This window comes from uncultured Pelagimonas sp. (assembly GCF_947498515.1).
In the GTDB taxonomy this organism is placed as follows: domain Bacteria; phylum Pseudomonadota; class Alphaproteobacteria; order Rhodobacterales; family Rhodobacteraceae; genus Pelagimonas.
On record NZ_CANMKO010000003.1, the window covers coordinates 159578 to 185404 of the forward strand.

The 25827-nt window shown below is 56.1% G+C and carries 20 protein-coding genes; 10 read left to right on the forward strand and 10 right to left on the reverse strand.

Going from position 1 to position 25827, the window contains the following annotated elements:
- Positions 1 to 14 precede the first annotated feature (14 nt).
- A complete protein-coding gene (locus Q1A43_RS07215; RefSeq protein ID WP_299933800.1) occupies positions 15 to 1556 on the reverse strand; it encodes a trimethylamine methyltransferase family protein in 1542 nt (513 codons plus the stop codon).
- A gap of 294 nt (positions 1557 to 1850) precedes the next feature.
- On the opposite strand from Q1A43_RS07215, the gene Q1A43_RS07220 reads away from it, so the two are divergent.
- From Q1A43_RS07220 to Q1A43_RS07245, 6 genes are all read left to right on the forward strand, one after another.
- Entirely contained in the window at positions 1851 to 2195 is a 345-nt protein-coding gene (locus Q1A43_RS07220; protein ID WP_299921623.1) for a RidA family protein, read from the forward strand.
- Between the two features lie 572 nt (positions 2196 to 2767).
- Positions 2768 to 3781: an amino acid ABC transporter substrate-binding protein gene (locus Q1A43_RS07225; protein WP_299921625.1), complete on the forward strand. Its 1014-nt coding sequence runs from the start codon at positions 2768 to 2770 to the stop codon at positions 3779 to 3781.
- A gap of 88 nt (positions 3782 to 3869) precedes the next feature.
- Entirely contained in the window at positions 3870 to 5111 is a 1242-nt protein-coding gene (locus Q1A43_RS07230; protein ID WP_299933802.1) for an ABC transporter permease subunit, read from the forward strand.
- A gap of 12 nt (positions 5112 to 5123) precedes the next feature.
- On the forward strand, positions 5124 to 6503 hold the full coding sequence (locus Q1A43_RS07235; protein WP_299921628.1) for an amino acid ABC transporter permease: 1380 nt from the start codon (positions 5124 to 5126) through the stop codon (positions 6501 to 6503).
- Positions 6504 to 6556: 53 nt separating this feature from the next.
- Entirely contained in the window at positions 6557 to 7306 is a 750-nt protein-coding gene (locus Q1A43_RS07240; RefSeq protein ID WP_299921704.1) for an amino acid ABC transporter ATP-binding protein, read from the forward strand.
- Between the two features lie 173 nt (positions 7307 to 7479).
- Complete coding sequence (locus Q1A43_RS07245; RefSeq protein ID WP_299921629.1) at positions 7480 to 8289, forward strand: DUF5765 domain-containing protein; 810 nt, start codon at positions 7480 to 7482, stop codon at positions 8287 to 8289.
- Between the two features lie 3 nt (positions 8290 to 8292).
- Here Q1A43_RS07245 and Q1A43_RS07250 read toward each other — a convergent pair whose 3' ends face one another.
- Positions 8293 to 9201 (reverse strand): LysR family transcriptional regulator, encoded by a 909-nt coding sequence (locus Q1A43_RS07250; protein WP_299934234.1) that lies wholly within the window; start codon positions 9199 to 9201, stop codon positions 8293 to 8295.
- Between the two features lie 113 nt (positions 9202 to 9314).
- Between Q1A43_RS07250 and Q1A43_RS07255 the strand changes: the two genes are divergently transcribed.
- From Q1A43_RS07255 to Q1A43_RS07270, 4 genes are all read left to right on the forward strand, one after another.
- Positions 9315 to 10298, forward strand: coding sequence for an LLM class oxidoreductase (locus Q1A43_RS07255; protein WP_299933804.1), 984 nt, complete (start codon positions 9315 to 9317; stop codon positions 10296 to 10298).
- 12 nt (positions 10299 to 10310) lie between these two features.
- Positions 10311 to 11096 (forward strand): SDR family NAD(P)-dependent oxidoreductase, encoded by a 786-nt coding sequence (locus Q1A43_RS07260; RefSeq protein ID WP_299933806.1) that lies wholly within the window; start codon positions 10311 to 10313, stop codon positions 11094 to 11096.
- A gap of 201 nt (positions 11097 to 11297) precedes the next feature.
- Complete coding sequence (locus Q1A43_RS07265) at positions 11298 to 12284, forward strand: zinc-dependent alcohol dehydrogenase family protein (protein WP_299921636.1); 987 nt, start codon at positions 11298 to 11300, stop codon at positions 12282 to 12284.
- Positions 12285 to 12588: 304 nt separating this feature from the next.
- Complete coding sequence (locus Q1A43_RS07270) at positions 12589 to 13521, forward strand: AraC family transcriptional regulator (protein WP_299921638.1); 933 nt, start codon at positions 12589 to 12591, stop codon at positions 13519 to 13521.
- A gap of 20 nt (positions 13522 to 13541) precedes the next feature.
- Here the strand turns inward: Q1A43_RS07270 and Q1A43_RS07275 are convergent, their stop codons facing one another.
- From Q1A43_RS07275 to Q1A43_RS07310, 8 genes are all read right to left on the reverse strand, one after another.
- On the reverse strand, positions 13542 to 15011 hold the full coding sequence (locus Q1A43_RS07275; protein ID WP_299933808.1) for a hypothetical protein: 1470 nt from the start codon (positions 15009 to 15011) through the stop codon (positions 13542 to 13544).
- Between the two features lie 6 nt (positions 15012 to 15017).
- Complete coding sequence (locus tag Q1A43_RS07280) at positions 15018 to 16826, reverse strand: caspase family protein (RefSeq protein WP_299921640.1); 1809 nt, start codon at positions 16824 to 16826, stop codon at positions 15018 to 15020.
- Between the two features lie 119 nt (positions 16827 to 16945).
- Positions 16946 to 17674, reverse strand: coding sequence for an OmpA family protein (locus Q1A43_RS07285; protein WP_299933810.1), 729 nt, complete (start codon positions 17672 to 17674; stop codon positions 16946 to 16948).
- A gap of 32 nt (positions 17675 to 17706) precedes the next feature.
- Complete coding sequence (locus Q1A43_RS07290) at positions 17707 to 18651, reverse strand: serine protease (RefSeq protein WP_299933812.1); 945 nt, start codon at positions 18649 to 18651, stop codon at positions 17707 to 17709.
- 14 nt (positions 18652 to 18665) lie between these two features.
- Entirely contained in the window at positions 18666 to 22067 is a 3402-nt protein-coding gene (locus tag Q1A43_RS07295) for a caspase family protein (protein ID WP_299933813.1), read from the reverse strand.
- A 76-nt stretch (positions 22068 to 22143) separates the two neighbouring features.
- Entirely contained in the window at positions 22144 to 23121 is a 978-nt protein-coding gene (locus Q1A43_RS07300) for a hypothetical protein (RefSeq protein WP_299933815.1), read from the reverse strand.
- Positions 23122 to 23265: 144 nt separating this feature from the next.
- Complete coding sequence (locus Q1A43_RS07305; protein WP_299933817.1) at positions 23266 to 24141, reverse strand: OmpA family protein; 876 nt, start codon at positions 24139 to 24141, stop codon at positions 23266 to 23268.
- 169 nt (positions 24142 to 24310) lie between these two features.
- Positions 24311 to 25825, reverse strand: coding sequence for a DUF4384 domain-containing protein (locus Q1A43_RS07310; RefSeq protein ID WP_299933819.1), 1515 nt, complete (start codon positions 25823 to 25825; stop codon positions 24311 to 24313).
- Positions 25826 to 25827: the final 2 nt, after the last annotated feature.

A 25827-nucleotide genomic window follows, 5' to 3' on the forward strand; every position in this document is an offset into this window, starting at 1 on the left:
CCACCCTACCGATCTTAGAGATGGATGGTAAAGCGCATACGCAAGGCGGCATCTAATGCCGGGTCAAATCGCGCTTGCGATGGCGTGGCGAGAATGGCCTCTTTGCGCGCCACCGCGTTAACGAGCAAATCGGGTTTCTCGCGCTCTTCCCATTCTTTGGGTGAGGTGCGGTCGCCCAGATTGGGATAGACATGATCCTTTTGCATCCGGCCCAATGTCGCGTCGGTGCCAAGATAGTGACCCGGACCGGTTAGGCAAACATCGCGCATCTGATCAAGCGCAAGGGTTTCTTCGTCAACCTCGATCCCGCGCACACAGCGCATGGCCTGACCAATCAGGTCATCACCAAGGATCAGGCTTTCGTGACAGAAACCAAGCAACGAGGCATGCATCCCAGCGGCTTCGTAGACCATGTTAAGGCCAGAGAGACCCGCCATGACGTTGGAACACATCTGCTCCCATCCTGCCTGCATGTCGGGCAGTTTGCTATCCGAGGCCCCAGCCGCCGCGCCGCCGGGCAGGCCGTAGTACTGGTGCATCTGCGCGCAACCCGCCGAAAGCAATGCCTGCTCACCCGAACCGACCGACATCGCCCCAGTGCGCAGATCAAGCCCAAAGGGCCAGGTGCCAAAGATCGCCGGGTGACCGGGTTTGATGGCGTTGACATAGATCAGCCCGGCCAGACATTCGGCCACGGTTTGGGCAATCGCCCCGGCGATTGTCGAAGGCGCGGTGGCCCCGGCCATACAAGCGGCCAAGAGCAAAACGGGCACACCGCCGCGGATGCATTGCTCCATCGCTTCGCAGCTTTCGGTGGCGAACTTGAGCGGCGGCACCACGAAACAGTTGGTATTGGACACAAACGGGCGGGCTCGAAACTTCTCTTCCCCTCCGGCAATCATATAAAGCATCTCAAGCCCGTCTTGCACGTGAGAGGGATCAGAGAAAGAGGTGCCGATATGCTTGGTTGTGCCCGAACAGCAGGCGTAAATGGTGTTAAGATCCATATGCAGGTTGTTGGTGATGTCTCGGGCGACCATGGGGCGCTGAACAAAGTGGATATTGTCCAAGGTATCGGCTATGCGCGCCGCATCATGCAGGTCTTGTAGGGTGCTGTCGCGATAGTTTGAGCCGTCCAAATCCACCATATGGACGGCGGCCCCGGCAGTGCCATAATGGACCCTGGTCCCGCCTAAATCGAGATCGTGTTGACCGTCCCGGCTAAACAAAGTCAGGTCTTTACAGGCTTTTGCCAGCGTATCTTCGACCAATGATCGAGGAAAACGAACCCGGCCATCATCGCCATAAGTCGCACCAACAGCAACCATCGCGTCGATGCCAGATTGCGGCGCATCCGCAAGGCCGATCTCTTCGAGAGCTTGCAAGGCCGTCTCATGGATTTGCACCATTTGCCGATCGCTCAGAGGGCGGTATTGGCCACCGCTCATGCCGGGGCGAATAGGGCGTTGATCTTGGGTGAGGGCGGCGGCGCGGGCGGCGACACGGGCCGCACGTCCTCCGGACCGTCCGCTGGCGCGGCGGGGCATAGACGTCATAGGAGAATCCTGAATATGGAGTTTGGAGGGATAGGCGCGTTGCCTAAACTGGACGCCCGCGTGCGGCGCGGCCGCGCCGAGCCCCTATCACCAATTCAATGCGCAAAACGCGAGGGAGTTTCATATCCATAGGCCCATGATTGGGTCCGAATCCGCACAAGTCGCGACCAAAAACGACATGGTCGATGTTTTAAAACGACGCTTCGATGATTGCCCAACAGTGCGGGGCTTGCGTTGAGAGCCAAGGCTTCTACCAATGAGACAGGAAAATTTGACCAACGAAGGATGCACTTTATGGATATCACCCGTCACAACGCAGGCCCGCGCATGTCACAGATTGTCGAGCATGGCGATCTCATCTATTTGGCCGGGCAGGTGGGGCGCGGCCCAGACATGACTAGCCAGACAAAAGATATGTTGGCCTCGGTTGATCGGCTTTTGGCGTCAGTCGGGAGTTCCAAGTCACGGGTATTGTCGGCGCAGGTCTGGGTTGCGGACATGGCCTTGTTTGGTGAAATGAACGCGGTTTGGGATGCGTGGATCGATCCAAAGAACCCGCCGGCGCGCGCCTGTGTTGAGGCAAAATTAGCGACCCCGGACTTCTTGGTGGAGGTTATGGTCACGGCGGCCAAAGGCTAAAATCACGGCCCATTCCCCTACGTAAACCCTTTGGGGGCAAGGGGATGGGCCGTTCTAGAGACTTTTCGGAACTAGGTACAAAGTCGGGCTTGGCATATCTGTTTGGTGTTTCGGTCCTGAGCGTCGACGCAGGGCAATATCGGCGTATATTTTTGTAAAAATTTGTACTTTTTACCCGTCAAAATGCGGAACCGCCCGCTGAAAAACGGCGGTTCGCACAAAAATTCATCACTGTTATCATGTTTACTAATGGCCCCCAAAACGAAATTTCATTTGATTTTACAATATCCTAAACTTTAAGCGCTTTGGCTCCTATACCGATGAGATCGATTTCAGGCGACAATCTGTCGCCAAGCTGGATTTACAGAGCGGGATCAAGTGGCTACCGTCGCCTCCTATGCTGAATGCAACACCGAATCTCTGGGCTAGGCCAACCCCCGTGACGAACCACTCGGACGTCAAGGGATCGGTGCGTCGCACAGCATTGCACAATGGCAGGCCAACTGCCCAATCTGCGCCCCCAATAGGCCAAACAAATGGGCGCACTGTTTTTTCCAACTGGAGAGTACCAAATGAAATCGACACTGCTGACAATTGCAGCCGCCGCGACACTCACCGCAGGCGCCGCAGCCGCTAGCACGCTTGACGACGTAAAAGCCGCAGGCAAACTCAAATGTGGCGTAAGCCAAGGCCTTCCCGGCTTCTCGAACCCTGATGACTCGGGAAAGTGGACCGGCCTTGACGTTGACATGTGCCGCGCTGTTGCCGCCGCTGTTCTGGGCGATGCAGAAGCCGTAGAATATGTATCTCTGTCCGCAAAAGACCGCTTCACCGCGCTGTCTTCGGGTGAGATCGACATTCTGTCGCGCAACACCACATGGACCATTACCCGTGACACCGATCTGGGCATCTCCTTTGCCGGCGTAAACTACTACGATGGTCAGGGCATGATGGTTCCAGCCAATCTCGGTGTGTCTTCGGCAACTGAGCTGGATGGCGCAACTATCTGTACCAACACCGGGACAACAACCGAGCTGAACATCACCGACTACTTCAAGCAGCACGGCATGACTTTCGAGCTCGTTGCTCTGGAAAACTCCAACGAAGTTGTTGCCGCTTATGGCGCAGGTCGTTGTGACGTCTTCACCACCGACCGTTCCGGTCTGGCGGCTGAGCGCCTGAAGCTGGCCGATCCTGACGCACACGTCGTTCTGCCTGAAACCATCTCCAAAGAGCCGCTTGGCCCATCGACACGTGCCGGTGATGAGCAGTGGAACAAAATTGTTCGCTGGACACTGAACGCGCTGATCGAAGCCGAAGAGTATGGCATCACCGCTGCGAACGCAGACGAAATGATGGGCTCTGACAACCCATCGGTGAAACGTATCCTGGGCGCTGGTGACAACGACTATGGTGCCGCTCTTGGTCTGGACAAAGACTGGGCCGCAAAAGCGATCAAAGCCGTAGGCAACTATGGCGAAAGCTATGAGCGCAACGTTGGTGTGAACACCCCTCTGAAACTGGACCGTGGCGTGAACTCGCTCTGGAACCAGGGCGGCTTCCTGTATGCTGCTCCGATCCGCTGATCGGAACCTGACTACCGCATTTTCATAACAATGTGGGAAAGGGGCGAAGTCGATACTTCGCCCCTTTTTTCACAGCGGGGAGACATACATGACTACGACCAACGAAGTCGATCAAGAGCCCGAACGCACGGGCCTGGCGGCACTTGTCTACGATAGCAAGGCAAGGTCGCTCTTTTTCCAAGGTGTCTTAGCAATCATCATTCTGGCCATGATTTATCTGGCTGTTCAGAACGCTGCTCAGAACCTTGCAGACCAAGGCAAAGAATTCGGTTTTGATTTCTTTGACCGCCCTTCCGATGTTCAGATCCTGACAACCTTTGGCACATGGCTTATTGGCTATGTTCCGGGCGAAAGCACCATCTTTGATGTGCTGAAACTGTCGGTTGCAAACACCCTTATCCTCGCGGTTGTTGGTATTTTCTTTGCCACGATCCTTGGGTTTTTGATGGGGATCATGCGTCTGTCCAACAACTTTGTCATCAAGGGCTTTGCCACGATCTACATCGAGGTGATGCGCAATATCCCATTGTTGTTGCAGATTTTCTTCTGGAATGCCGCGCTGCGTTTGATTGCGCCGGGTCCACGGGATTCCGGGACATTTGTACCGGGGCTTTTGCAGTACAACACCAAAGGGATTTATGGGCCATTTCCGATCACGCATGATGGTTTCTATCTTACGGTGATTGCCGTGATTATCGCCATCGGGGCGACGATCGCTTATGGGAAATACGCCAAGAAATTACAGGAAAGCACCGGCAAACAAAGCCCGGTTTTCCTTGTTTCAATCGGCATCCTAGTCGGCCTTCCGGCAGTGGTCTTTTTGATCACTGGACGTCCGCTGACAATTGAATGGCCAAATTTCGTGTCCGAAGGACCGATGCTGCGCCGGGGTTTTGAGCGTGGGATCGGGTCTTATATCGCCCCTGAGTTCATGGCATTGTTTTTGGCACTGACCACCTACACCGCGGCCTTTATTGGCGAAATCGTGCGGGCGGGTATTCAGGCGGTTCCAAGAGGACAATCAGAAGCCTCTGAGGCCCTGGGCCTTCCGGGTGGTCTGACCATGCGCAAGGTGATCTTGCCACAGGCGTTCCGGGTGATCATCCCGCCGCTGACCTCGCAATACTTGAATCTGACCAAAAACTCGTCTTTGGCGGCCGCGATTGGCTATCCGGAGCTTGTGGCGGTCTTTGCCGGGACCATCCTTAATCAGGTTGGGCGCGCCATCGAAATCGTTGCGGTTGTGATCATCGTCTATCTGACGATCTCGCTGCTGACATCGATGTTTATGAACTGGTTCAACAACCGCGTTAAGCTGGTCGAACGGTAAGGGAGAGAAAAGATGACAGATAAAAACATCGCATATCTCCGCACAACGGAGGCCCCGACCTTGCCGCCCCCCTCGACAGAAGTGGGTTTACGTGGCTGGTTGTGGAAAAACATCTTTGCGTCGATGGCGGATTATTCTTCCACGGGCAAAGCGATCAATTCGATCCTGATGACGATCCTGACCGTTGGGTCGGCCTTGTTCCTGTATTGGCTGATTGCAGGTATCCTCGATTTCTCGATTTTCTCGGCCACGTTTAGTGACCCAGAGGGCCAGAAACGCGAGGCCTGTGTGGTCAATGCCGGGGCTTGTTGGCCCTATGTTCAGGCCAAATGGTACCAGTTCATGTATGGCTTCTATCCCAAGGAAGAAGTCTGGCGTGTGAACGTTTCCATGTTCCTGCTGGCGGTTGGCACCGCTTGGCTGGTGTTCCCAATGCCGCGTCGCGGTTTGGTGGCTGGCTTGATGTTGACCGCGTTCCCGATCATTTCCTTTGTTCTGTTGAACGGGATGCCGGTTGAGGACGACGGGGACCTGAGCCATATCTTCGCCGGGGTTTGGTTTCCATTGATCATCGCCGGTGTGACCGGGGCGGGCTGGTGGCTTGCCAAAGACGGCCGTTTGGGCGAAGTGGCTGCGGCCATGGCTCCGATCTTGCTGATGGTGACGGCGCTGTTTGGCTTGTTTGCCTTTTTGCCGCTGATCACCGCCGGATTGGACATCGCTCTGGGAACCACAGTCGTGGAAACAAACCAATGGGGTGGTCTGACCATCACGCTGGTTGTAGCGATTGCCGGTATCGTGGCATCGCTGCCCTTGGGCATGTTGTTAGCCTTGGGGCGTCAGTCCGATGCGCCGATCATCAAATACACCTCGGTGATCTTCATCGAAGTGGTTCGGGGCATTCCACTGATCTCGGTTCTGTTCTTTGCCAGCGCCATGTTGCCTTACTTCTTGGCTCCGGGTGTGGATTTCAACAAACTGCTGCGCGCCATGATTGGTGTGATGCTGTTCTCGTCGGCTTATATGGCCGAGGTGATCCGGGGCGGTTTGCAAGCCATGCCAAAGGGTCAATATGAGGGCGGCATGTCGCTTGGGCTGTCCTTTTGGCAGCAAATGCGGCTGATCATTATGCCTCAGGCTCTGACCACGGTCATTCCGGGCATTGTGAACACCTTCATTGGCCTGTTCAAAGACACCACGCTGGTTTTGATCATCTCGATCTTTGACCTTCTGGGCATGATGAACGCCACCCTGACCGACCCAACTTGGGCAACCCCAACCACGGCCTATACCGGCTATCTCGTGATCGCGTTTATCTACTTCGTGTTCTGTTTCGGGATGTCGCGTTATTCGGTCTATATGGAAAACAAACTCAACCGCGGACACCGGTAGGGGAGGAAAGATACATGTCTGAACTACTAACTGAAACAGCACCGCGCGGTGGGATGACCGTTTCCGACCAAGTGGCGATTGAAATCAACGATATGAACAAGTGGTACGGGTCTTTTCACGTGCTGCGCGACATCGATCTAACCGTCTATGAAGGCGAGCGGATCGTGATCTGTGGCCCGTCGGGCTCGGGAAAGTCGACGCTCATTCGTTGCATCAACGCGCTTGAAGAACATCAAGCCGGCTCAATCACGGTGGATGGTACCAAGCTGACATCAGACCTCAAGAACATCGACAAGATCCGCTCAGAGGTTGGCATGTGCTTTCAGCACTTCAATCTTTTCCCGCATCTGACGATCCTTGAGAACTGTACCTTGGCTCCGATCTGGGTGCGCAAAACACCCAAGAAAGAAGCCATCGAAACCGCGATGCATTACCTCGAAAAGGTCAAGATCCCCGATCAGGCCAACAAGTATCCCGGTCAGCTGTCCGGTGGTCAGCAGCAGCGTGTGGCGATTGCCCGTTCGCTCTGCATGAAGCCACGGATCATGTTGTTTGACGAACCGACGTCGGCGCTTGACCCGGAGATGATCAAAGAGGTGCTCGACACCATGATCGAGCTGGCCGAAGAGGGAATGACTATGCTTTGTGTGACCCACGAGATGGGCTTTGCCCGTCAGGTGGCGAACCGGGTGATCTTTATGGCGGATGGCCAGATTGTTGAACAAAACGAACCAGAAGAGTTCTTTAACAATCCGCAGTCCGAACGCACCCAGCAGTTCCTGAGCCAAATCTTGGGCCACTAAACCCGGTGCACATTTAAAACCAAACGGGCAGGGGGAAACCCTTGCCCGTTTTCTTTTGCGCCATTGCGTCAACAGAGCCTAACAAAAGTAACAGTCAAAAGGGTTTGGGCAAAAGCGCGCGCAACCGCTAGGGTCGGGTCAAAGATTTTGACCATTTGATTAAGGACCATGCGATGTGTTGGAGCGGAGAGGCCTCGATCGGGTTGGCTGCGGTGGGGATGGCTGCGACCAGCTATGCGATCTACAAAAAGGAAAGCCCGCTTTTATGGTCGCCACTTTTGTATTTTTCGCTGATGGAGCTTTTGCAGGGTTACACCTATTCGGTGATTGACCAATGCGGTTTGCCGGAAAACCAGATCGCGACGTTTCTTGGCTATCTCCACATCTGTTTCCAACCGTTCTTTGGCCTACTCATGGCCCTCTATTTCATCCCCGAGACGGTGCGGCGGGCGGTGTTGCCCTATGGGCTGGCCCTCTGTTCCTTTTCCGCGATTGTTATGTTGATCCAAGTCTACCCGTTCGAATGGGCCGGGAGCTGTACACCCGGTAGTATTCTTTGTGGCCCACAAATGTGTTCGGTCTCGGGGAGCTGGCATATCGCTTGGGAGGTGCCGATCAATGGCATTGGGGATCGCATTTTGGCCTTCACCGGCGGCCCCGAAGTCTTGGGCGGGCTGTTCCGGATTGATTTTCCAACCTATCCGCTTGCCATGTTCATCTTTCCAATATTGTTCGGCTCGTGGCGTTTGGTGCTTTATCACGTGTTGCTGGGGCCGTTTCTGGCGCGGCTGACCACCTCGGACCTCAATGAAATGCCTGCGGTCTGGTGTTTGCTGTCGATTGGCTTCTTGCTTTTGATCGTCAAAACCCCACTGCGAAAGGTCCTGCACGTGCGCTATTGGCCGCTTTGGGCGCTGATCCCCGGTCTGGATAGCCGGGGGCAACGGGTGGCGTCATCTGCTCAAGGAGAGGGCGCCAATTAGGGGCTAGTTTTTGTCCCAGACCGGGGCCTTGCCTATGCGGGTGATGAGGAAATCCATAAACGCGCGCACCTTGGCGGAAAGCACATTGGCCTTAGGGTAGACCAGCCACAACACCGATTGGTCCGCCACCGTATATTCAGGAAGCACCTGCGTCAGCGTGCCTTTGGACAACTCTTGATGAACGCTCCAACGCGAATTGATCGAAATCCCGGCCCCAGACAGGGTGGCAAGCTTCTGGCTTAACCCGTCATCGACAATCAGATGGCAATCGGATTTGGCCGGATTGAACTCCCCCGTCGTGCCGTCTGGCCCGGCGAGCATGCGGGTATGCATGTCTTGAAAGGCAACGAGCGTATGTTCGAGCAGGTCTGCCGGTGTCTTGGGCAGCCCGTGTTTGTTTAAGTAATCTGGCGAAGCGCACAGAATGCGCGTGTCATCCGCCAATTTGCGGCCTTTCAGGCTGGTGTCGCTAAGGGCGGCATTGCGAAGGGCGAGGTCAAAGCTCCCCTCGATGAGGTCAAATTGACTATCGGACAGGCGCAGGTCGAGGGTCATGCCGGGGTGTTCAGCCAAAAAATCCGGTAGGATCGGCGCGATATATAGCTGGGCAAAGGTGCTTGGCGCGGTAAAGCGCAGTGTTCCGGTGACCTTGAGTTGTCCACGCCCCAATACCGCCAGTGCCGCGTCCTCTTGCGCCAAAATTTCACGCGCATAGGGGAGAAACTCCGCCCCCTCGAGCGATAAGGACACCTTGCGAGTTGAGCGATGCAGAAGATCAGCCCCGACAAGATGTTCGAGCTTGGCCAAGCGGGCGCTTGCCACTGCTGGGGCCATGCCCAATGCGCGCCCGGCTCCGCTAATGTTGAGCCGTTCCGCCGCTAGAACAAACAGACGAAGGCTTTGCGTATCCATATCATTATATCCCAAACGCGAATTATGCATATAGAAATCGACCATTTATACATGTTCTGCAATGTCTATTTTCGGATGGTGAGGCGGTCCGCGGTTTTGGCGGCAAATGAGACATGAAAGAGAGAGACATGTTGGATCAGCAAGACAACCAGAGCTTTCCGGTTCTGAACCGGGCCTATAACACGGTGTTTCAACCGGGCCGCTTGACGGTTGGGTTGGTGGTGCCGATTGAAAACAACGCCCATCAGGCCGTTCCCAAAATGCACGATCATATCGAACGTGTCCAACTTGCGGAGCGGCTTGGCTTTACATCGGTTTGGTTGCGCGACGTGCCGTTTAAAGTGCCGTCCTTTGGCGATGCCGGACAGCTTTTTGACCCGTTTGTCTATCTCGGGGCTTTGGCCATGTCGACACAGGACATCGCCCTTGGCGTTGCCAGTATTGTCCTGCCGCTGCGCCACCCGGCCCATGTGGCCAAGGCGGCGGCTTCGGTCGATGTCTTGTCTGACGGACGGTTGTTGCTTGGTGTCGCCTCTGGCGATCGGCCCGAAGAATTTCCGGCGATGGGGCAAGGGTTCGACGATCGAGGCGCGCGCTTTCGCGAGGCCATGGCCTATATCGGCGCAATGGCCGAGGACAATTCAGTATTTGAAAACACGCTGGGGCGGTTGCCCGGACATTTGGACATGCTTCCCAAACCGAGCGGGCCGCGCCTGCCGATGCTGATCACGGGAGGGAGCCAACAATCGCCCGATTGGGTGGCGCAACACGGCGATGGTTGGATGACCTATCCACGTGACCCGGTGACCCAAGGCCGTGTCATATCCGACTATCGCGACCGCGTTGCGCGGGCTGGTGCGGGGCAAAAACCTGTGATGCAATCGCTCTATGTGGATGTGTTGGCGGACCCAAATGCGCCGCCGCGCCCCATTCATATGGGGTTTCAATCCGGCACTACCTATTTGCTCCGTTACCTGCGTGACATCCAAGCACTTGGCGTTAACCATGTTGCGCTGAACCTGCGCTTCAATCAGTCAAATGTCGAAACGGCGCTAGACCAGATTTCCCAAGAAATTCTACCTGACTTTGCCCAATAAGGACGACCGACAATGAAAACCATTCTTATCACAGGGGCCACCGATGGGATCGGCCTGTTGACGGCACAAAAACTGGCCGCGGCGGGGCATCATATTCTGTTGCATGGGCGCAGTCAGGCCAAGTTGGAAGCCGCCGTTCAATCGGTCGGTGGCACAACCGAAAGCTACATAGCTGACCTGTCGGTTCTAAGTGAAGTTGACGCCATGGCCGACGCAATCATCGCCAAACATAAGCGTTTGGATGTGGTGATTAACAATGCCGGTGTTTACAAGATTGCGCATCCTATCACCGCCGAAGGGCACGATAGCCGGTTTGTTGTCAACACCTTGGCACCGTATCACTTGACCCGTCGATTGTTGCCTTTGCTCGGATCAGAAGGGCGCGTTGTCAATTTGTCCTCGGCAGCGCAGGCACGGGTGGATGTCGACGCCATGGCGGGGAAGATCCGGCTGGATGATTTTGCCGCCTATGCGCAAAGCAAACTGGCGATCACCATTTGGACCCAAGAGATAGCGCGCCAACATCCCGGTGGCCCGGTGTTTGTTGCAGTCAACCCCGGATCGCTTTTGGCGTCAAAAATGGTAAAAGAAGGGTTTGGTGTTGCCGGCAATGATTTGAACATCGGAGCGGATATTTTGATCAAGGCGGCCTTGTCTGCGGATTTCGCCAATGCTTCGGGGGCTTATTTTGACAATGATGGGGCTGGGTTTAGTGCGCCGAATGCGGCGGCAGCGGATGCCACCCACGTTAAGGCCGTCATGGAAGAGATTGAAAAGCAGATAGAACTTCTCCTTTAGGGGAGAGTTTTTCCTACGCCGCTTTGATGTGCTCTACAAAAGACCCAACCGACATTCGGTTGGGTCTTTTGCTTTGGGCATGGTGGTGTGAAGGATTGTTATTATTTAGAAAACCGGAATACTGAACTTCGATTACACTTGTTTATTCGTGAATGCAGGGGGTGTAGGTCAATGCCAACACTAAGGTTTAGGAGACCAAAAATGAGAGCGATGACCCTCGGCCAATATGGCAGCGATGCAAAATTTGAGCTGGCAAACCTGCCCAAACCGTCGGCTAAGGCGGGGCATGTTGTTGTCCGTATCGCTGCCAGCAGCGTAAACACCGTTGACACTATGATCCGCGCCATGGGCAAAGACTTGCCACTGTCACCCGATCTACCGGCGGTGTTGGGGATGGACTTTGCCGGGACGATTGAAGCGGTGGGCGAGGGGGTGACCACCTTTGCGGTTGGCGATGAAGTCTACGGTTGCGCAGGCGGCTTGGCCGATTTGCAAGGGGCCTTGGCCGAGTTCATGCAGGCCGATGCCCGCCTGATTGCCATTAAGCCCAAAACCCTGACCATGCGTGAAGCGGCAGCACTGCCTTTGGTCGGTATCACCGCCTATGAAGGGTTACTGCGCGCCGGTATCGCGGCCGGGCAAAAGGTGTTGGTACATGGGGGCGCTGGTGGTGTTGGTCACTTGGCGGTGCAGTTGGCCAAACATTTTGGCGCGGATGTTTATGCCACCGGCTCCGGGGAAGCGCAAATGGCGGTGATCGAAAGCTATGGCGCAAAACCCATTGATTTTAAGTTAGAAACCGTTGCCGACTACGTGGCGAAATACACTGCTGGCGCGGGTTTTGACGTGGTTTTTGACTCCGTGGGGGGGGCAAATATGACCAACTCATTTGAAGCCGCAGCATTGAATGGCCATGTGGCCTCGACGGTAGCTTTGGTCGATCTTGACCTGTCTGGGGCTCATTTTAAGGGGCTGTCTTTGCACGTGATCTTTATGCTGATCCCAATGCTGTACGATCACAACCGGGCCGTGCACGGTGAGATTTTGAGCAAACTGGCCGAAATTGTCGATGCCGGAGCAATGACACCCCTGTTAGATCAGCAGGAATTTGGGCTGGAACAAGTCGAACAAGCCTATAACCGCCTCAGCAGCGGGCAGGCCGTCGGAAAGGTTGTTGTGTCGGTTTGAAAACAAACAGTGCCCGTGGTCGCCCATGGGCGCTGTTACTTTGGGGGCGGCGTCTTTGTTTGCCGTAAGTCCATCAATTTGATCAAGGTTTTTTGACCTTGATCATACCGGTACCTAGCGTGATAAGGTTTTGTAGCTTCAGGCTGCCTAGAAGTTACAAAACAAGGATTGCAAAAAGGTGTCGACCAACGCGCAAGCCGTGACTTGTCATATCAAGGAAGGGCGAAAGCCGGTGGTCCGCAGTGCCCTCATTCGCGCGCCCATTGAATTGTTTCTGTTGGAAAATTCCCGCAACCGCAGCCGATTGAAACGCGAAGTTTCTGGTCTCAAACTGCCAAAATTCGCTGAGACACAAATACCAGTCGAAACCTATTATGATGTTTTCGAGCGGGTGGGATTTTTAGGGCAGGGGGACGAGCTTTTTTTGCGGGCTGGGCTAAACCCTGATCTGTCGTCCATCGGGCTGTTTGGAAAGGCCGTCGCCCTTGCCCCAACGGTTTGGGACGCGGTTGCTACTGCAAAAGATGGGTTTCAGTTCTGCCTGTCCTCTGCCCAGCAAACCGTTCACTTGCGACGCGGGCGATGCAAAATTGTCGTTGATCCCGGCAAAGGGAGCGGTAGGGGCCATAGTGCCAATGTTCAGTACATGATTGCGTTGTACACCTACCTGTTGCGGCAAGCCTCCAAATCAGCCGATCTCGATTTACGGCTCACCTATCCGGGGGCAAAAAGCGCCCATTTCACCCTCTTTCCTGAGGCAGTTAGCCTCAGGAGTGGGCCAGTCGGTATTATCGAATTCAATGAGGCTGTGCTTCGCAGTTCCATGGACTCTGGCGATACCAAACGATGGCTTGTGTCCAAATACTTGGTGCGCGTTTTCAAGGAGAAGAACCTTGAGGTAAGCGAATTGTCTGAATTGGTGAAAGAGATGCAAATTGCGTCGCTGAAGTCCAGTAATTGCCCCTTCAGTTTGCAGGATGCGGCGGCTCTATTGGACCTTCCGGTTCGCACCGTTCAAGCACACTTAAAAAAGTCAAAATCATCATTTGCGGATGTCCGAAACGGCGTTTTACATGACAGGGCGCGTACAGCCTTGCGAAATGGCTTGTCGATTTCGGAAACCAGCGCGCTTTTGGGGTTCGCTCAACGGCAGAATTTTTCCGAGGCGTTTTCCAAATGGGAGGGGCAGTCTCCTTCGGAGTTTGCCTCGCGCGAACGGACGTCTTTTGCGAACTAGAGCGATCACACGCTTTTGGGCTAATCTATAATTTCAACGCTTTGTGCGACCGATCCTATCGGGGCGGAATCCGTTAAAATTCCCAGAAAACTCTGCGCCTTTGAGCCGCGCAGAACCGCTCCGTCTATCTTGGCCAAGGTTTGCGTTGGGCTTTGTTCGGGGTGTTCAAACAACAGACATGATACGAGAGTTTGGGAGGGTGGCCCCATCGCTGGCCAAAACATCCGCGTCCCGTCGGGCAACGGTGGCAAGCTGTCGGGCAAGATCAACGATTGGCCTACAGAAACCCACGGAGAAGCGGCATAGGCATTGGGCAAGATCAACGAAAAAACACCAGAGTCGTCCAGTGAAAAACACATAAGCGCACCGGGCGTGTCCGATGTGATGACCAGTTGGATCAGACTGTTTGGGCAAGAATTGTGCAGGTCGCTGAAATTGGGGGTTTTACAGGAGATGAAACCACTTGGCGTTCCGCCCAAAACTTGCATGTCCATACCGGCGGGTCCGGCACCATTTGACCAGCTCTGTAGCTGTTCAAGAAGGGTCTGATCGGTTGCGAAGTTGGGGTCCAAAGACGCACGCAACGCCGGTGGCAGATGTAGCGCTGACAGAGCAAGCGTGCGGGTTGCCCATAGGTTTTGACCATTCGACAGCCGAAGGATCAATTGAAACTGATCTCGATTGACTAATCGAACCGTACCGGCAAGGAAAAAGCCGGATTGAGGGGGCGCGCCACGTGTCACAACGGGGGGCGAGGCGTCACGCAACATTGCAGTGACGGACTGCGCCGTGGTTAGCCAAGCCTCAACGGCCATGTCTGCTAGGCCGCGGCCAAGCGGGGTTTCAATGCCTGACCGTTCATTGACAAAGGGGCCGATGGTTATTTGTGCCCGCGCCGCTGGCACGGTTTGTTGGAACTCGTTGATCGCTGCGGTAATGGCTTGACGTGGGCTGGCAACCGGCGAACTGGCCGGCGCGTCGATCGCAACATCGCGGGTTTTGGCCAGTACGCGGCCGTCTTCCAAGGCAACAAGGGTCAAACGCAAGGTGACGTGACCCTCTCCGATGCCGGTCTCTGCCACAAGAACAAATTCCGCCTCTTGGCGAAGCGTTGCATCAACGGTTTGACGCCAAGCTTCCTGACCCTGACGCCCTTGAACAAGCGCGAGTGTGCTGCGCAAATCGGCGCTTCCGGCAAGGATACGGGGTTTTACGGGCCAATCGGCCACCATGTTTTGCACCACCCGCGCCATGACGGCTTCGATCTGTGCCATGGGAAGGGCGCTTTGCAAGGGGGGCGGTGGCGCTAAGGCGATGCGGCTTTGAGGGGGCATGTCCTGGGGGCCAACCATATTCGCCAATTGATCGCCAAGACGGGTTTCCGCCGGGATATCAGCCTGAGAAAAGGCCGCGTCAGGTCGGATAAGCCCAGCACACAGAACAATAATGCAAAGGAGACGGAGGCCGGTTTGTGCAAACCTATGGGGCATGTGTTGTCACTCCGCCTTGGGAATTTCTGCGAGAACCGCGTCCTGACTTCCGGGCATCAGGCTGGGCGATTGACGAAGATCAGCAAGCGCAAGGCCTTTGTCGATATAGTTGCGCAATTCGCTCAGCAACACGCGACCATCGGCATCTTTGTCCGCTTTGCCGCGCAACCCTTCGAGGGCAAACCAAGAGAAGGCTCCGTGCTGTTTTTCCGGTAACCAATGGGCAAATTGCGGGCTTTGAAAATCGGTGGCGGTGAGCACCGACACCTTGGCCTTTTCCACCGGGGCGGCAATCGCGACCCCAAAAGCACCCGAGACACCGGGAACCAAGCTGCCTTGATTGGACAGACCAGAAAAACAGGCATCAAGCAGCACCGTAACACGCTCTACCGGCAGGTCTTCTAGCCGCCGGATCAACATATCCAGCGGGTATGCCCCAAAGCCGGGTTCAGCGGCGGGCACATCCACGGGGAGAAGATAGCCAATCGGCAGGCCTTCGTTGCGAAACATCGGAACGCCATGGCCGGAGTAGAAGACAATGATTTCATCGACAAAGCGGGCGCGGCGATAAAGCTTGCCTTCGGGAAGGTCATCGGTGCCGAAATAACGGGCCATGCCGATCGACGTAAGATCGGTCTCGACCAATACGTTTTCAGGCACAACACCAAGCATGTCCTGAAACAACGCGGCAAAGGCGTTGGCGTCGTTATGGGCGTATTCGACTGGTGGGGCTTCGGCATAGGTGCGGTTACCAATTACCAAGACCAGAATATCATCACGCAGCGGCCGTGCGGCGGGCGTTGGCGGGACGGGTGTAGCAGAAGGGGCAAGGGACGTCGCCGGGGATGCGCGAGGTGTCGGAGCGGCCGCAGCCAAAGAAGTTTCTTTCGGCCAAAGCGAAGAGGGTAAGGACCAAAGCCGCGCCGAGCTGTCCCAGCTGCCGGTCAAAACATGACGTCCATCGGGGCTATAGGCCACGGCGTCCACCGCCCCCTCATGACCAGCGAAAGATTGCAACGCTTCGCCGCTTTCAGTGTCGCAAATCCAAGCGGTGCTGTTCCAATCTCCTGTTAGGATGGTCTTGCCGTCATGCGAAAAGGCCACCGAGCGCACCGAGGTGCCATGACCGGGAAAAAGGCGTTTTTCGACCCCGGTGGAGGTCGACCATAGCCGGGTGGTGCCGTCCCAACTTCCGGTGAGGGCTTGGGTGTTATCGGGTCCAAAGGCGACCGCCAACACCGACGCGTCATGACCAGAGAGAACATGCATTTCTTGTCCGGTGGCCGCATCCCATATCCGGGCGGTGGTGTCAGCGCTGCCGGTTAGGATTTTACTGCCATCGGGACTAAATGCTATGGCGGTCAAGGCGTCTGAATGGCCGCGGAATTCGCGCAAGACACGACGCGATGCCACATCCCAAAGATGCGCAACCCCTTGGTTCGTCGCCGCAAGAACATGGCGACCGCTGGGGCTAAAGGCGACGGCGGTGATCCGTTCGTCGGGGCGCGTAAACTGGTGCAATTCGGCCCCGGTTTGGCTGTCCCAAAGCCGCATGGTGCCGTCAATACTTCCCGTTAGAATATGCTGCCCATCGGGGCCAAAAGCGACCGAGGTCACGCGTTCATCATGACCTTCAAAGTTGCGGATCACCTGACCGCTGGCCACATCCCAGAGCTGGGCGCTCCAATCCCAACTGCCGGTCAAAATTTGGGTTCCATCCGGTGAAAAGGCTACGGATTTCACTGCTCCGGCATGGCCCTGCAATATCCGGGCGTTTGTCTGAACGTCTTGCGCGGACAGCGTGACTGCCGACATTATAAAGACGAGGGCCAACAGGCTGGACCCCAAAAAGTTGCTCAAGACGGATCGATTGGTCATTGCAGGCACTTTCGAGAAGGGGGCGCGGCCCGGGTTGGGCCGCACCGTGTGAAGGATCACCAAGTGATGGTGATATTGCCGTCTTTGTCGGTGTTCATACTGCCGGGTAATTCCGGTGTAGGGGCCACCGCAGGTGGTGCGGCGGGTGCGGATTGAACGGCCTCTGGCGGTTGCTCAGGGGGGGCTTCTGGTGCGGCTTCGGCATTGGCCTCGGGATCATAGGCGGGCGCATAGCCGCCAACGGGCACAACCAAGGTTACCTCGACACGACGATTGATCGCCGCGGTTGGATCGGCCGGGGATTTCAACCGGCTTTCCCCCCAACCCACCGAAATCAGGCGCGCCGGATCAATCGGAAAGTTGTCGATCAGATAACGTCGCACCATATCCGCCCGTCGTTCCGACAGGTTCTGATTGTAACGGGCGTCGCCTCGTGAATCCGTATGACCAGCAATCAGATAGGTATAGGGGCGCAACTGTTGCGACGCTAAGGCATGGCCTAATGCGGCCAAATCACTGCGGGCGCGTTGGCTGAGATCGGCGCTGTTGAGCGCAAAGAACACCTCGAGATCGATGCTAACGCTGCGCAACAGATACACGGTTGTGCCGCGAATTTCGGCTGCTTCGGGAACGGCCGAAGATTCCTGTTGCCCGGCAATGGGGGCCAGTTGTGTTATTAGGTTTTGAACCTCGTCCGACTGCTGGGTCCAGGCCGGAAACCCGGCGGTGCCGAGGCACAGCGCGAGGGCAACAGCCTTTTTGAAAGTGCGTTTCGCTAGGGTCATTTGCCTCTCTCCTTATAAAATGTGTCTACGGATCAATTGCTGCGCAAAAGATCGTTTATGCCGCCCGCCGACAGGCCGGGGGACGGAGGGGATGCTTCAACTTGTGGGGGTGGTGCGACTTGGGGTGCTTTTGTTGGACGATGTTCAACAGCGTCTGTCGAGATATCGCGTAGCAAGCCAGATTGGGCCAATATGGCCGAGATCCGGGTGCTTTTGTTGAAACTCGTATCATCATCAGCGGTCATGCCGCCGCTGTGATGCAGGGCCACAGGGCGCATTTCTCGATCAAAAAGGATCGAGCCAGAGCTCCCCGGTTGCGTGTCACAGCGATGCCGTAGGATTGGGCCGTCGTCCTGAGACCGTGCAGCAAAACAGCGAAACCGCGTCATCACCTGAGGGCGGCCCAAGGGGTGATGGATCACCATCAAACTGTCGCCGGGATCGACAAGGGTTTCTTCAAAAACCAAAGGCGTTACGTTTGGTGGAATATCCTGCAGTCGCACCAGACTGAAGTCCAGAAGTTCATGGGTATCAGACGGATCAACCGACAGGCGGTAGTGGTTGCTGTCTTCTTTACCCTGTTCGAGGTAGCCAATGAGAATTGAGGCGGCCAGAAGTTCATGACCATCACGACCGGGAATGCAGTGGTGATTGGTGATGACCCAACCACCCGGCAAAACCGACCCGGTACAGGTGCCAAGACCACGTGTGCCGTCGGGTCCAACACTGAGTAGATCGACCCGGCCAACCGCCAAGGCCAATTGACGAATAGGGTCATCTTCGGGCAGTTCGCGGATCGGCTCAAACGCGCCTTTGTTGCTGGCGATATAGGTGCTGGCGTTGCCGGTGCTTTCGCGCACCAGCAAATCAGTTTGCCCATAATCATCAGCGTCAAAATAGGCCATTTGTGCAGTGGCACCGCCGGATAGCGCCGCCAGAGTGGCCGCCAAAATTGTCGTTTTCCAATGGGTTGTCATGTTCGTTGCTCCCCTCAGTTGAACATGCCGGGCACTAGGGTAAAGTCGCGAAACTCCACCTCGACCGGGTCATTGCCCCAACTTGTTGCCGTTAGGCCAATGCGGTTGAAATTATCTTTGACACTGCTTTTTAAGGTGCCCAGTTCAGACCAGGTGTTGGTTGCAGGATCGAAAAAGCGGAACTTGAAGAACGCGCCGAATTTGACGATTTGCAAAATCCCTTCGTCGCCGCCCTCGGGGGCCATAAACGTTCCGGAATTCCCGGCATGTTTGGCCAGATCACCGGGGTAGGCCGTACAGTCATCCGAGTAGGCCCCGCCGATATTCAGGCCCTTTTGATTGATTGGGCCAAAGGTGATTTGTTTGGTGTCACCATGTTCCGCACCGTTCCAAAGCGTAATTCCGGCGGTCGTGCTAGATTTGCGCGGGCCCATCCGATAGCGCACTTGCGCCACCCAAGCGTCGCGCGGTGGGACAGCCACAGACAGGATCGGTGATTTGTTGCGATCACAGTTCCAGACGCCATTGTGCCCACCGCTGGTTTGCAGGCGCACTGCTGAGCCGCGTATTTCGTGGACGGAGTTGCCGTCGGGATCGCTCCATTCGAAATCGGCAAAATCTTCTCCGGCAAATGTGACGGGCTCACCAAGGCGCAACTTGGCATAATAAGATGGGAACCAGCGATCTGGCTCGGTTTCACCAGCAATGATGCGAAAATTGGAGAAGGTGACATTGACCGGTTCCGAGCCCCAGGTTTTGGCAACCAAACCGATCTTGTCAAAAGCGTCTCGCACCGAGGCAAGGGTTGTGCCGACATGTTCCCAATTGCGCTGTTCCGGTGATTTCACAAAGAAGGAAATCTTGTCGCCATCCCGCGCGATCCGAAGGCGACCGCTGCTGCGATTGTAGTTGATGTTGAACAAACCTGAGCTGCCAAGCTGAGAGCGCAAGTCACTGGCATGGCTTGTACAATCGATGGCGTTTGAACCGGCGACACCAAGATCCCCAGTGCCGGACGGCCCAAAATATAGGTTGTGGACGGGCGCATCTTCAAATTCGCCGTTCCAAGCCACCAGACCTATGTGGGATTGTCCGATACGGGCCGGAAGGTCGAAATCAACCTCTGCGCTCCAGCGATCTAGTGGCGGCACATCAACCGACAGGATTGGGGCGGAACTGCGGTCACAGTTCCACATGTCGCGCCCGCCACTGGCTTTGATGGTCACTTGGCTGTCTGTGATCTCGTGGATGGAATCCCCAGCCGGGTCATTCCATTCAAAATCGGCGAAATCTTCGCCGCGAAAGGTTATCTCGCCGTCGCTGGCAAGTTTGCCAAAATACTGTGGTGTCCAGTGTTCTACATCCGCATGACCGGGGATCAGTCGGAAATCGGCAAAAGACGCGACCACGGGTTCCGATCCCCATGTTTTGGTAATCAAGCCGACTTGCGTCAGGTTGTCTTTGCCTTCGACCTGCATTGTGCCGACGTGGTGCCAATTGTGCATATGGGGCGATTTAAAATAGAAACTAAGCGTGTCGCCATTGCGCGCCATGCGCAGCCATCCGCGCCCGCCCGAGTATTCGAGATTAAAGCGACCAGACGTGTCGTCGCGGTTGCGCAGATCGGTGCTGCCGCCTGAGCAATCAGAGCGATAAGAGCCTGAAACTGGGAGGTTCTTGGTATCTGAGGGCCCAAAGTAAACCGTATGAACAGGAGAGTCTTCGCGCCCATTCCAGAGTGCTAAGCCAACATGGCTTCTACCTATGCGCGCCGGGAGTTGAAACCAAACCTGAGCTGACCACGTATCAGAGGCCGGGGCAGGGACCGACAAGATCGGGGCAAGACCCCGGTTGCAGTTCCAGATGTCGTGGCTACCGGGCGCGCGCATGTGAATCCAGTCTTGGTCGATCTTGTATTGGCTGTCGCCTTGCGGGTCGGACAGGGTCCATGCGCTACCGGCGACACGATAGCCTTGCGGGCCAACGTCACGGGTCGCTGTTTTGTCGGGGCTGTCCAATTCTTCGACAGCTCCTCCGCTACCAAAAAATCCCGCTGGCAGATCACGCCGAGCCGTGAGTTGAAAGAAATCACTGCTGCCTTCCGAAACGCTGGGGAGCCAATCGCTGTCCTCTTGACCATCTTCGGATTTAGACAGGTTTACACCGCCTTTAAGGGTAAGAGGCGCGGCATCGGTATCGGCGATGTCGGGCATAAAGGCCGTTTCCTCCGCGTCCGGTGCCACCGGATCTTGCGCGGGCGTTTCGGGGAGTGCCGGTTGTGCAGCGTCATCAGTTTCCGCGGCGGCGCGTTTGGCGGCCTCTTCGGCTTCGCGTTTGGCCATAATCGTCTCTAGTTCTTCGATCCGCGCGATGGCGGCCTTGGCAAAACGACCGGTGGGATAGGCATCCAAATAGGTCTGAACCACGGCCGGGTCTTGGCTAACCACCAGAGTTGTCCAAAGGGTTATTTCCGCCATGGCTTCGGTGATGTCATCGGGGTTTGTTGCCGGGGAGGTGGCGGCGAAATCATCCAAAGGCACTGTTTGGCGGCCCGGTAAGGCAAAGACAAAATCGCCGCGATCATAGTCAGGATCGCGTAGTTTTCCATAGCGCGGGGTTTGTGAATCTTCGGTGTAATTCACCATTGTATCAGAGAGGTACAAGCCCAGTTCCGTGCCGGTCAGATATCCGTCACCATTGGAATCCGCCTCACTTTCTCCGGCTAGTGCGCGCAAAAACAGGCGGCGAAAAGTCCCGTCATCGCTGACCTGCTGTTCGGCGTCACCGGACGTCATGAATTGTCGGGTTGGTTGGGTGGTGATGCGGGTGATGGCGGCGGGCACGGCACCGGCGCGGGTGGTGAAAATCGTGCCGCTAAAGCAGCTATCAAAAATTGCCAAAACATGTTTGGAATCCGCCAGCCGCATCAATCCGCCAAAGTCGCGCATATGGAGCGAACGGACCTTGAATTCCGGCACTGTCGGGGCCGGTGCATCGATGGGAACAAGAAAGCCTTCGCCCTTGATGGAATGGCCATGCCCGGCATACCAGAGCAGCAAGCGCGCCTCGGGATCGGCCCCTTTGATGGCGAAAAACTCACGTAAGGTATCGCGCAATTGCACGCTGTCGAGGTCTTCGACAAGGGTGACTTCGAAGCCTTGGTCGCTAAGCCCGGCGGCGATTTCGCGGGCGTCGGCAATGGCATTGGACAGGCTTGGCCAACCATCGGAATAGGCGTCATTGCCGATCACCAAAGCGTAGCTGTTGGTGTATAGCTCGACATGTCCTGCGACGGGGGCTGTCGCCTCAGGGGCGGCGCGCAACTCAACCGTGAGGCCGCGCGATTCAGCGTGAACCGTGGTGCCAAGGGTGAGGGGCAGAAGAAAGGCGGTGCCAAGGGCAAAGGTGCGGAACATGGGGCCATCCTGTCTAGAATTTCGGGGAATTGGACGGAGCCGGGGGGCCGGCACCGTCCCTCGGAATTGGGGGAGCTTAACGCTTGGCCCCAAGGCCGATTTTCTGGACATCAAAGCGGTTGCCCACCATGGATATCCGGGCTTGGACGCCCAACTGTTCCGCCATCAAGCGTAGGTTGCGGTTGAGGCGCGCGGTGTCCGAACATGTCTCGTACCAGTATTCCGCCGAGGTCATGGTCACACGCACGGGGCGGTGATGATCATAGCCTTTGAACACAACCAGATACTCTTCGATGCGGGTCATTTCGGAGGTGTCAAACCCGCTAAAGGACAGGGTGTAGGCGGTGGTTAGACCCACGCAACCGGCGGCCTGTGGAGCCAATGGCGCAGTTGCAACCGGGGCCATACCTGTTTGCGGAGCCGGAGCGGGTACAACAGCCTGTGGACGGGCAGGGGACAGCGCATCAAGTTTGATGGCCAAGACACCGCCAACATCCGCGGCAATACGGCGGGCTTCTGCGCCAACCTGTTCAAGCACGCAATCACGGTTACAACCCGGTGGCAGCGGTGGCAGTTCACCGGGGCCATAGGCGACCTCGAAGTTCCCAAGGGCGCGGCCGGTTTGGACATGGATCATGCGACCAGTGACACGGATGCGCAGATCAATCACACCGGGGGCGTAAACGTTTTGTTCCGCCGAGGCATAGATTTGAAACACAACCACCGCGTCAATGGGCACATTGGGCACGCGTTTCGCAACCGTTAGCAATTCAGCATCTGTGCGACGAACGCGGGCCGGGTTGGTCACCGCCATCGTAACGGCGGTTTCGTCATAGACCGCAAAGCCCATTTGCTGCATCTCGTTGGACAGGGCCAATAAGACGCGGTTAAAGACCCGCGAATTGCGCGGCACCGTGTCTTGATCGGCGTCTTCGCCCATGATCAACAGGTTGGGTTGCTCGCCCGCGTGAACCGGGGCGGCGGCGACAGACAGAGCCAACATGACCACAAGCGTCATGGAGGATGTCATCAAGGCCTTGATGAATAGTTTCATTGAAAAGTCTCCTTGTAGGCCAGATCTGTCTCCGGGCCAAAAGCAGCCCGGAAAGGCGCGGCGGGGCCAAGGCGGCCACGCGGCGTGTCTATCGGGGCCCGAATGCGTGGGCCCGGATGCGATGATGTGCGTCCTGTCGGGCGCTTATGGCTGGACAATCATGCGGCCATCAGGCCGAACGATGACGGAACCAGAGCGTTCCAACCTTGGGTCACAATCCACACCGGGTTCCGGAGTGAAATCATCAAGGTCCAGGGCGCTGTTGGTTGTGCCGGTCACACCAACAGGGCAGGGCGGCAAAGCCGGAACATAGAGCCCGCTGACTTGTGGCGGTGTCATCGGCTTGGGTGGTGTTGGCGGTTGTTCGGGAGGCTCGATGATGCGTTCTGCGACATCGATCAGCGTGAATTCCACCCGCCGATTACTGGCGTCATAGGGATCTGATGGATCACGTGGATACATCTCCCCCCAGCCGGCAACCTCAAGTCGCCAAGATGCGATTGCATAGTGTCGCATCAAGAAACGTTTCACCGCCCACGCCCGCCGATAAGACAGGTCCATGTTGTAGTCATGGGGCCCGCGGGCATCGGTGTGTCCGGCGATCAAATACCGATGGCCAGCCATTTCCGGGGCTTGCAAGGCTTCTCCCAAAAGGGCCAAGTATTGCCTTGCGGGCGGTGTAAGAAACGCGCTGTCATAGGCGAAATACACCGTCATATCTAAGCTATACCGGTAATCCAATAGGATTGGACGGCGATCAATGATGATCTGGACCGGGCGTTCAATCACCACCGGAGGCAAGAATACATCCGGAAGGGGCTGGATCACCGGGCCAGTGCTTTGCCCGGCTATCGGGGCCAATGATTTGATGATGGCGGTGACGTTGTCGGCATGCGATCGCTCAACAGATGGTCCGCTGATGATCGCGCTATTCTCCGCTGCCGTATCGGCTTGTGCCGGTGGCAGCCCGGCAAACGCCAAGGCCAGCACCATGGGTAGTATGGTTTTTGTTGTGCGCATAGCGGCTCCTCCTGCTGTTATGCATTCGGCAACCGTTTCTCTTAACTCATCACCAGCAACACTCTCCTAACGGTGCCGATGTATTCATTTTACAATATATTTTGTTTTTGCGATTTGAGGTGAATCAAGCCGGATCTCGGGGCGGAATTTTGCGGCGGAACTTGGCCTGTTAGTCGGCTTCAGGGCCTTTGGGCGCGATAGAGATGGTTAGGCTTGTTGACGCCAGCTGCGTGTTGGGCAGCTGTTGAAAGATCGTATCGATATTGGCCGCGGTGCTTTGCGGGATGGGATCAAAGCTTGTGCCCCGCAATACCTCGGGCAGATCGTCGCTGACATTGCGAGTGGTGGCGAGACATTTGAGCCGTTCCTCACCCAAGGTATCGGCATTGATGCGAAACCGAAACGGATCTTTGCGCGGGTCGGGCAAGGCGTGCAAAACAAACGGGGTGAGCATGTGACCCTGGGCAAAATCCTTGCGAAACATATTGGGAAGGACCTGTGTCACGTCGCCCAACGCATCAATATAAAAACAATAAAGCCAAACGCGACGGTCAGAACGAACATAGGCGACAAGCTCCTCACCCGGATGAAAAACAGGGTCCGAGCCCTTGGGAGAGGTCATCAAGACAGCAAAGTTTTCGGTCGTTTCCGATCTGTCCCCAAGGTCGGGATTGGCGGGCATTACCGAAAGCGGGCCCAAGTCCGCGCGTTTCAGACGGCTTTGCCAGCTGGCGGAGCGCCCGGTTGTATCTTTAAGCGTCATTGTAATGTCGATCACGTCGTCAAACACCCAATAGGTGCCGCGCATCTGGTAAAGCCCGTCTGCGCCATCGCGATCCGAAATGCGCGCCAATGGGTCGAGATCACGGGCTCGCAGCGACTCTCCAAGGGTTTGGCTAAGATCAAATTCAGGCGCGACAACCTGCAACGCCTTGCCCGTTAAAAGGTTTGCAGCTTTGTCGACGAGTTCAGACACAAGCCGATCTTGAAAATACCGTCCAAATTCGGGCTGCACCCCCGACCCTTGGTAAAACACCCCTGCGGGAACAATTCGGCTAAGGTCGGGGGCCTGTGCAGCAAGCTGTTTGGCGGCATCAGATAGAGCAACGTCGAGATCGCGGGCCGTGTCGATCATCGCCGATGTTGTCATGTTATCGGAAAGTGAAACAGCCGGCGTTTGGACAAGAGTTTCGCCGGTTTCTCGACGCACCGCCTTGATCGCCAAAGTCACCCGCCCGCTTCGAACGGTCAGCTGTGGCAGGGCAACGATATCGACATCTTGGTTCGCGGCCTCAAGCGCGGCGACAGGATTGCCACCGGCATCTCGCAACGCGCCGGTTTGGTGCAAATAGGATAGAACAACGCCAATTCCAGCGCCGTCCATAACGTCAATACAATCACCAGCTCCGGCAATCAGATGCGCCATGAGCGTATCATAAAGCGTTTGTGCAGCAGCGGGGCTTATCGGCTGCGTCTTGTAATCTATCGGCCAAATGCCAAGTTTGGCCGGCGCTGTACAAGGTGCAATGTGCGGGGCCAAGTCATGGGTAAAACCATCGGCGACGTCTTGGACCGGATCGGCCTGCGCGATGTTTCCCAGCCCCAAAAGGCCCACAAACGTGCCAACAAACCACGCGGTTTTGTTCTTTGTTTTCGAGGAAGGCTTTGAAATGGGCATTGTCATCG

Excerpts from the sequence above, each read along its gene's own strand:
- Q1A43_RS07230 (WP_299933802.1), top strand. The coding sequence starts at position 3,870 with ATGACTACGACCAACGAAGTCGATCAAGAGCCCGAACGCACGGGCCTG.
- Q1A43_RS07235 (WP_299921628.1), top strand. The coding sequence starts at position 5,124 with ATGACAGATAAAAACATCGCATATCTCCGCACAACGGAGGCCCCGACC.
- Q1A43_RS07260 (WP_299933806.1), top strand. The coding sequence starts at position 10,311 with ATGAAAACCATTCTTATCACAGGGGCCACCGATGGGATCGGCCTGTTG.
- Q1A43_RS07310 (WP_299933819.1), bottom strand. The coding sequence starts at position 25,825 with ATGACAATGCCCATTTCAAAGCCTTCCTCGAAAACAAAGAACAAAACC.
- Q1A43_RS07225 (WP_299921625.1), top strand. The coding sequence starts at position 2,768 with ATGAAATCGACACTGCTGACAATTGCAGCCGCCGCGACACTCACCGCA.
- Q1A43_RS07275 (WP_299933808.1), bottom strand. The coding sequence starts at position 15,011 with ATGCCCCATAGGTTTGCACAAACCGGCCTCCGTCTCCTTTGCATTATT.
- Q1A43_RS07240 (WP_299921704.1), top strand. The coding sequence starts at position 6,557 with ATGACCGTTTCCGACCAAGTGGCGATTGAAATCAACGATATGAACAAG.
- Q1A43_RS07215 (WP_299933800.1), bottom strand. The coding sequence starts at position 1,556 with ATGACGTCTATGCCCCGCCGCGCCAGCGGACGGTCCGGAGGACGTGCG.
- Q1A43_RS07220 (WP_299921623.1), top strand. The coding sequence starts at position 1,851 with ATGGATATCACCCGTCACAACGCAGGCCCGCGCATGTCACAGATTGTC.
- Q1A43_RS07300 (WP_299933815.1), bottom strand. The coding sequence starts at position 23,121 with ATGAAACTATTCATCAAGGCCTTGATGACATCCTCCATGACGCTTGTG.
- Q1A43_RS07285 (WP_299933810.1), bottom strand. The coding sequence starts at position 17,674 with ATGACCCTAGCGAAACGCACTTTCAAAAAGGCTGTTGCCCTCGCGCTG.
- Q1A43_RS07280 (WP_299921640.1), bottom strand. The coding sequence starts at position 16,826 with ATGTCGGCAGTCACGCTGTCCGCGCAAGACGTTCAGACAAACGCCCGG.
- Q1A43_RS07245 (WP_299921629.1), top strand. The coding sequence starts at position 7,480 with ATGTGTTGGAGCGGAGAGGCCTCGATCGGGTTGGCTGCGGTGGGGATG.
- Q1A43_RS07295 (WP_299933813.1), bottom strand. The coding sequence starts at position 22,067 with ATGTTCCGCACCTTTGCCCTTGGCACCGCCTTTCTTCTGCCCCTCACC.
- Q1A43_RS07305 (WP_299933817.1), bottom strand. The coding sequence starts at position 24,141 with ATGCGCACAACAAAAACCATACTACCCATGGTGCTGGCCTTGGCGTTT.
- Q1A43_RS07255 (WP_299933804.1), top strand. The coding sequence starts at position 9,315 with ATGAAAGAGAGAGACATGTTGGATCAGCAAGACAACCAGAGCTTTCCG.
- Q1A43_RS07250 (WP_299934234.1), bottom strand. The coding sequence starts at position 9,201 with ATGGATACGCAAAGCCTTCGTCTGTTTGTTCTAGCGGCGGAACGGCTC.
- Q1A43_RS07265 (WP_299921636.1), top strand. The coding sequence starts at position 11,298 with ATGAGAGCGATGACCCTCGGCCAATATGGCAGCGATGCAAAATTTGAG.
- Q1A43_RS07290 (WP_299933812.1), bottom strand. The coding sequence starts at position 18,651 with ATGACAACCCATTGGAAAACGACAATTTTGGCGGCCACTCTGGCGGCG.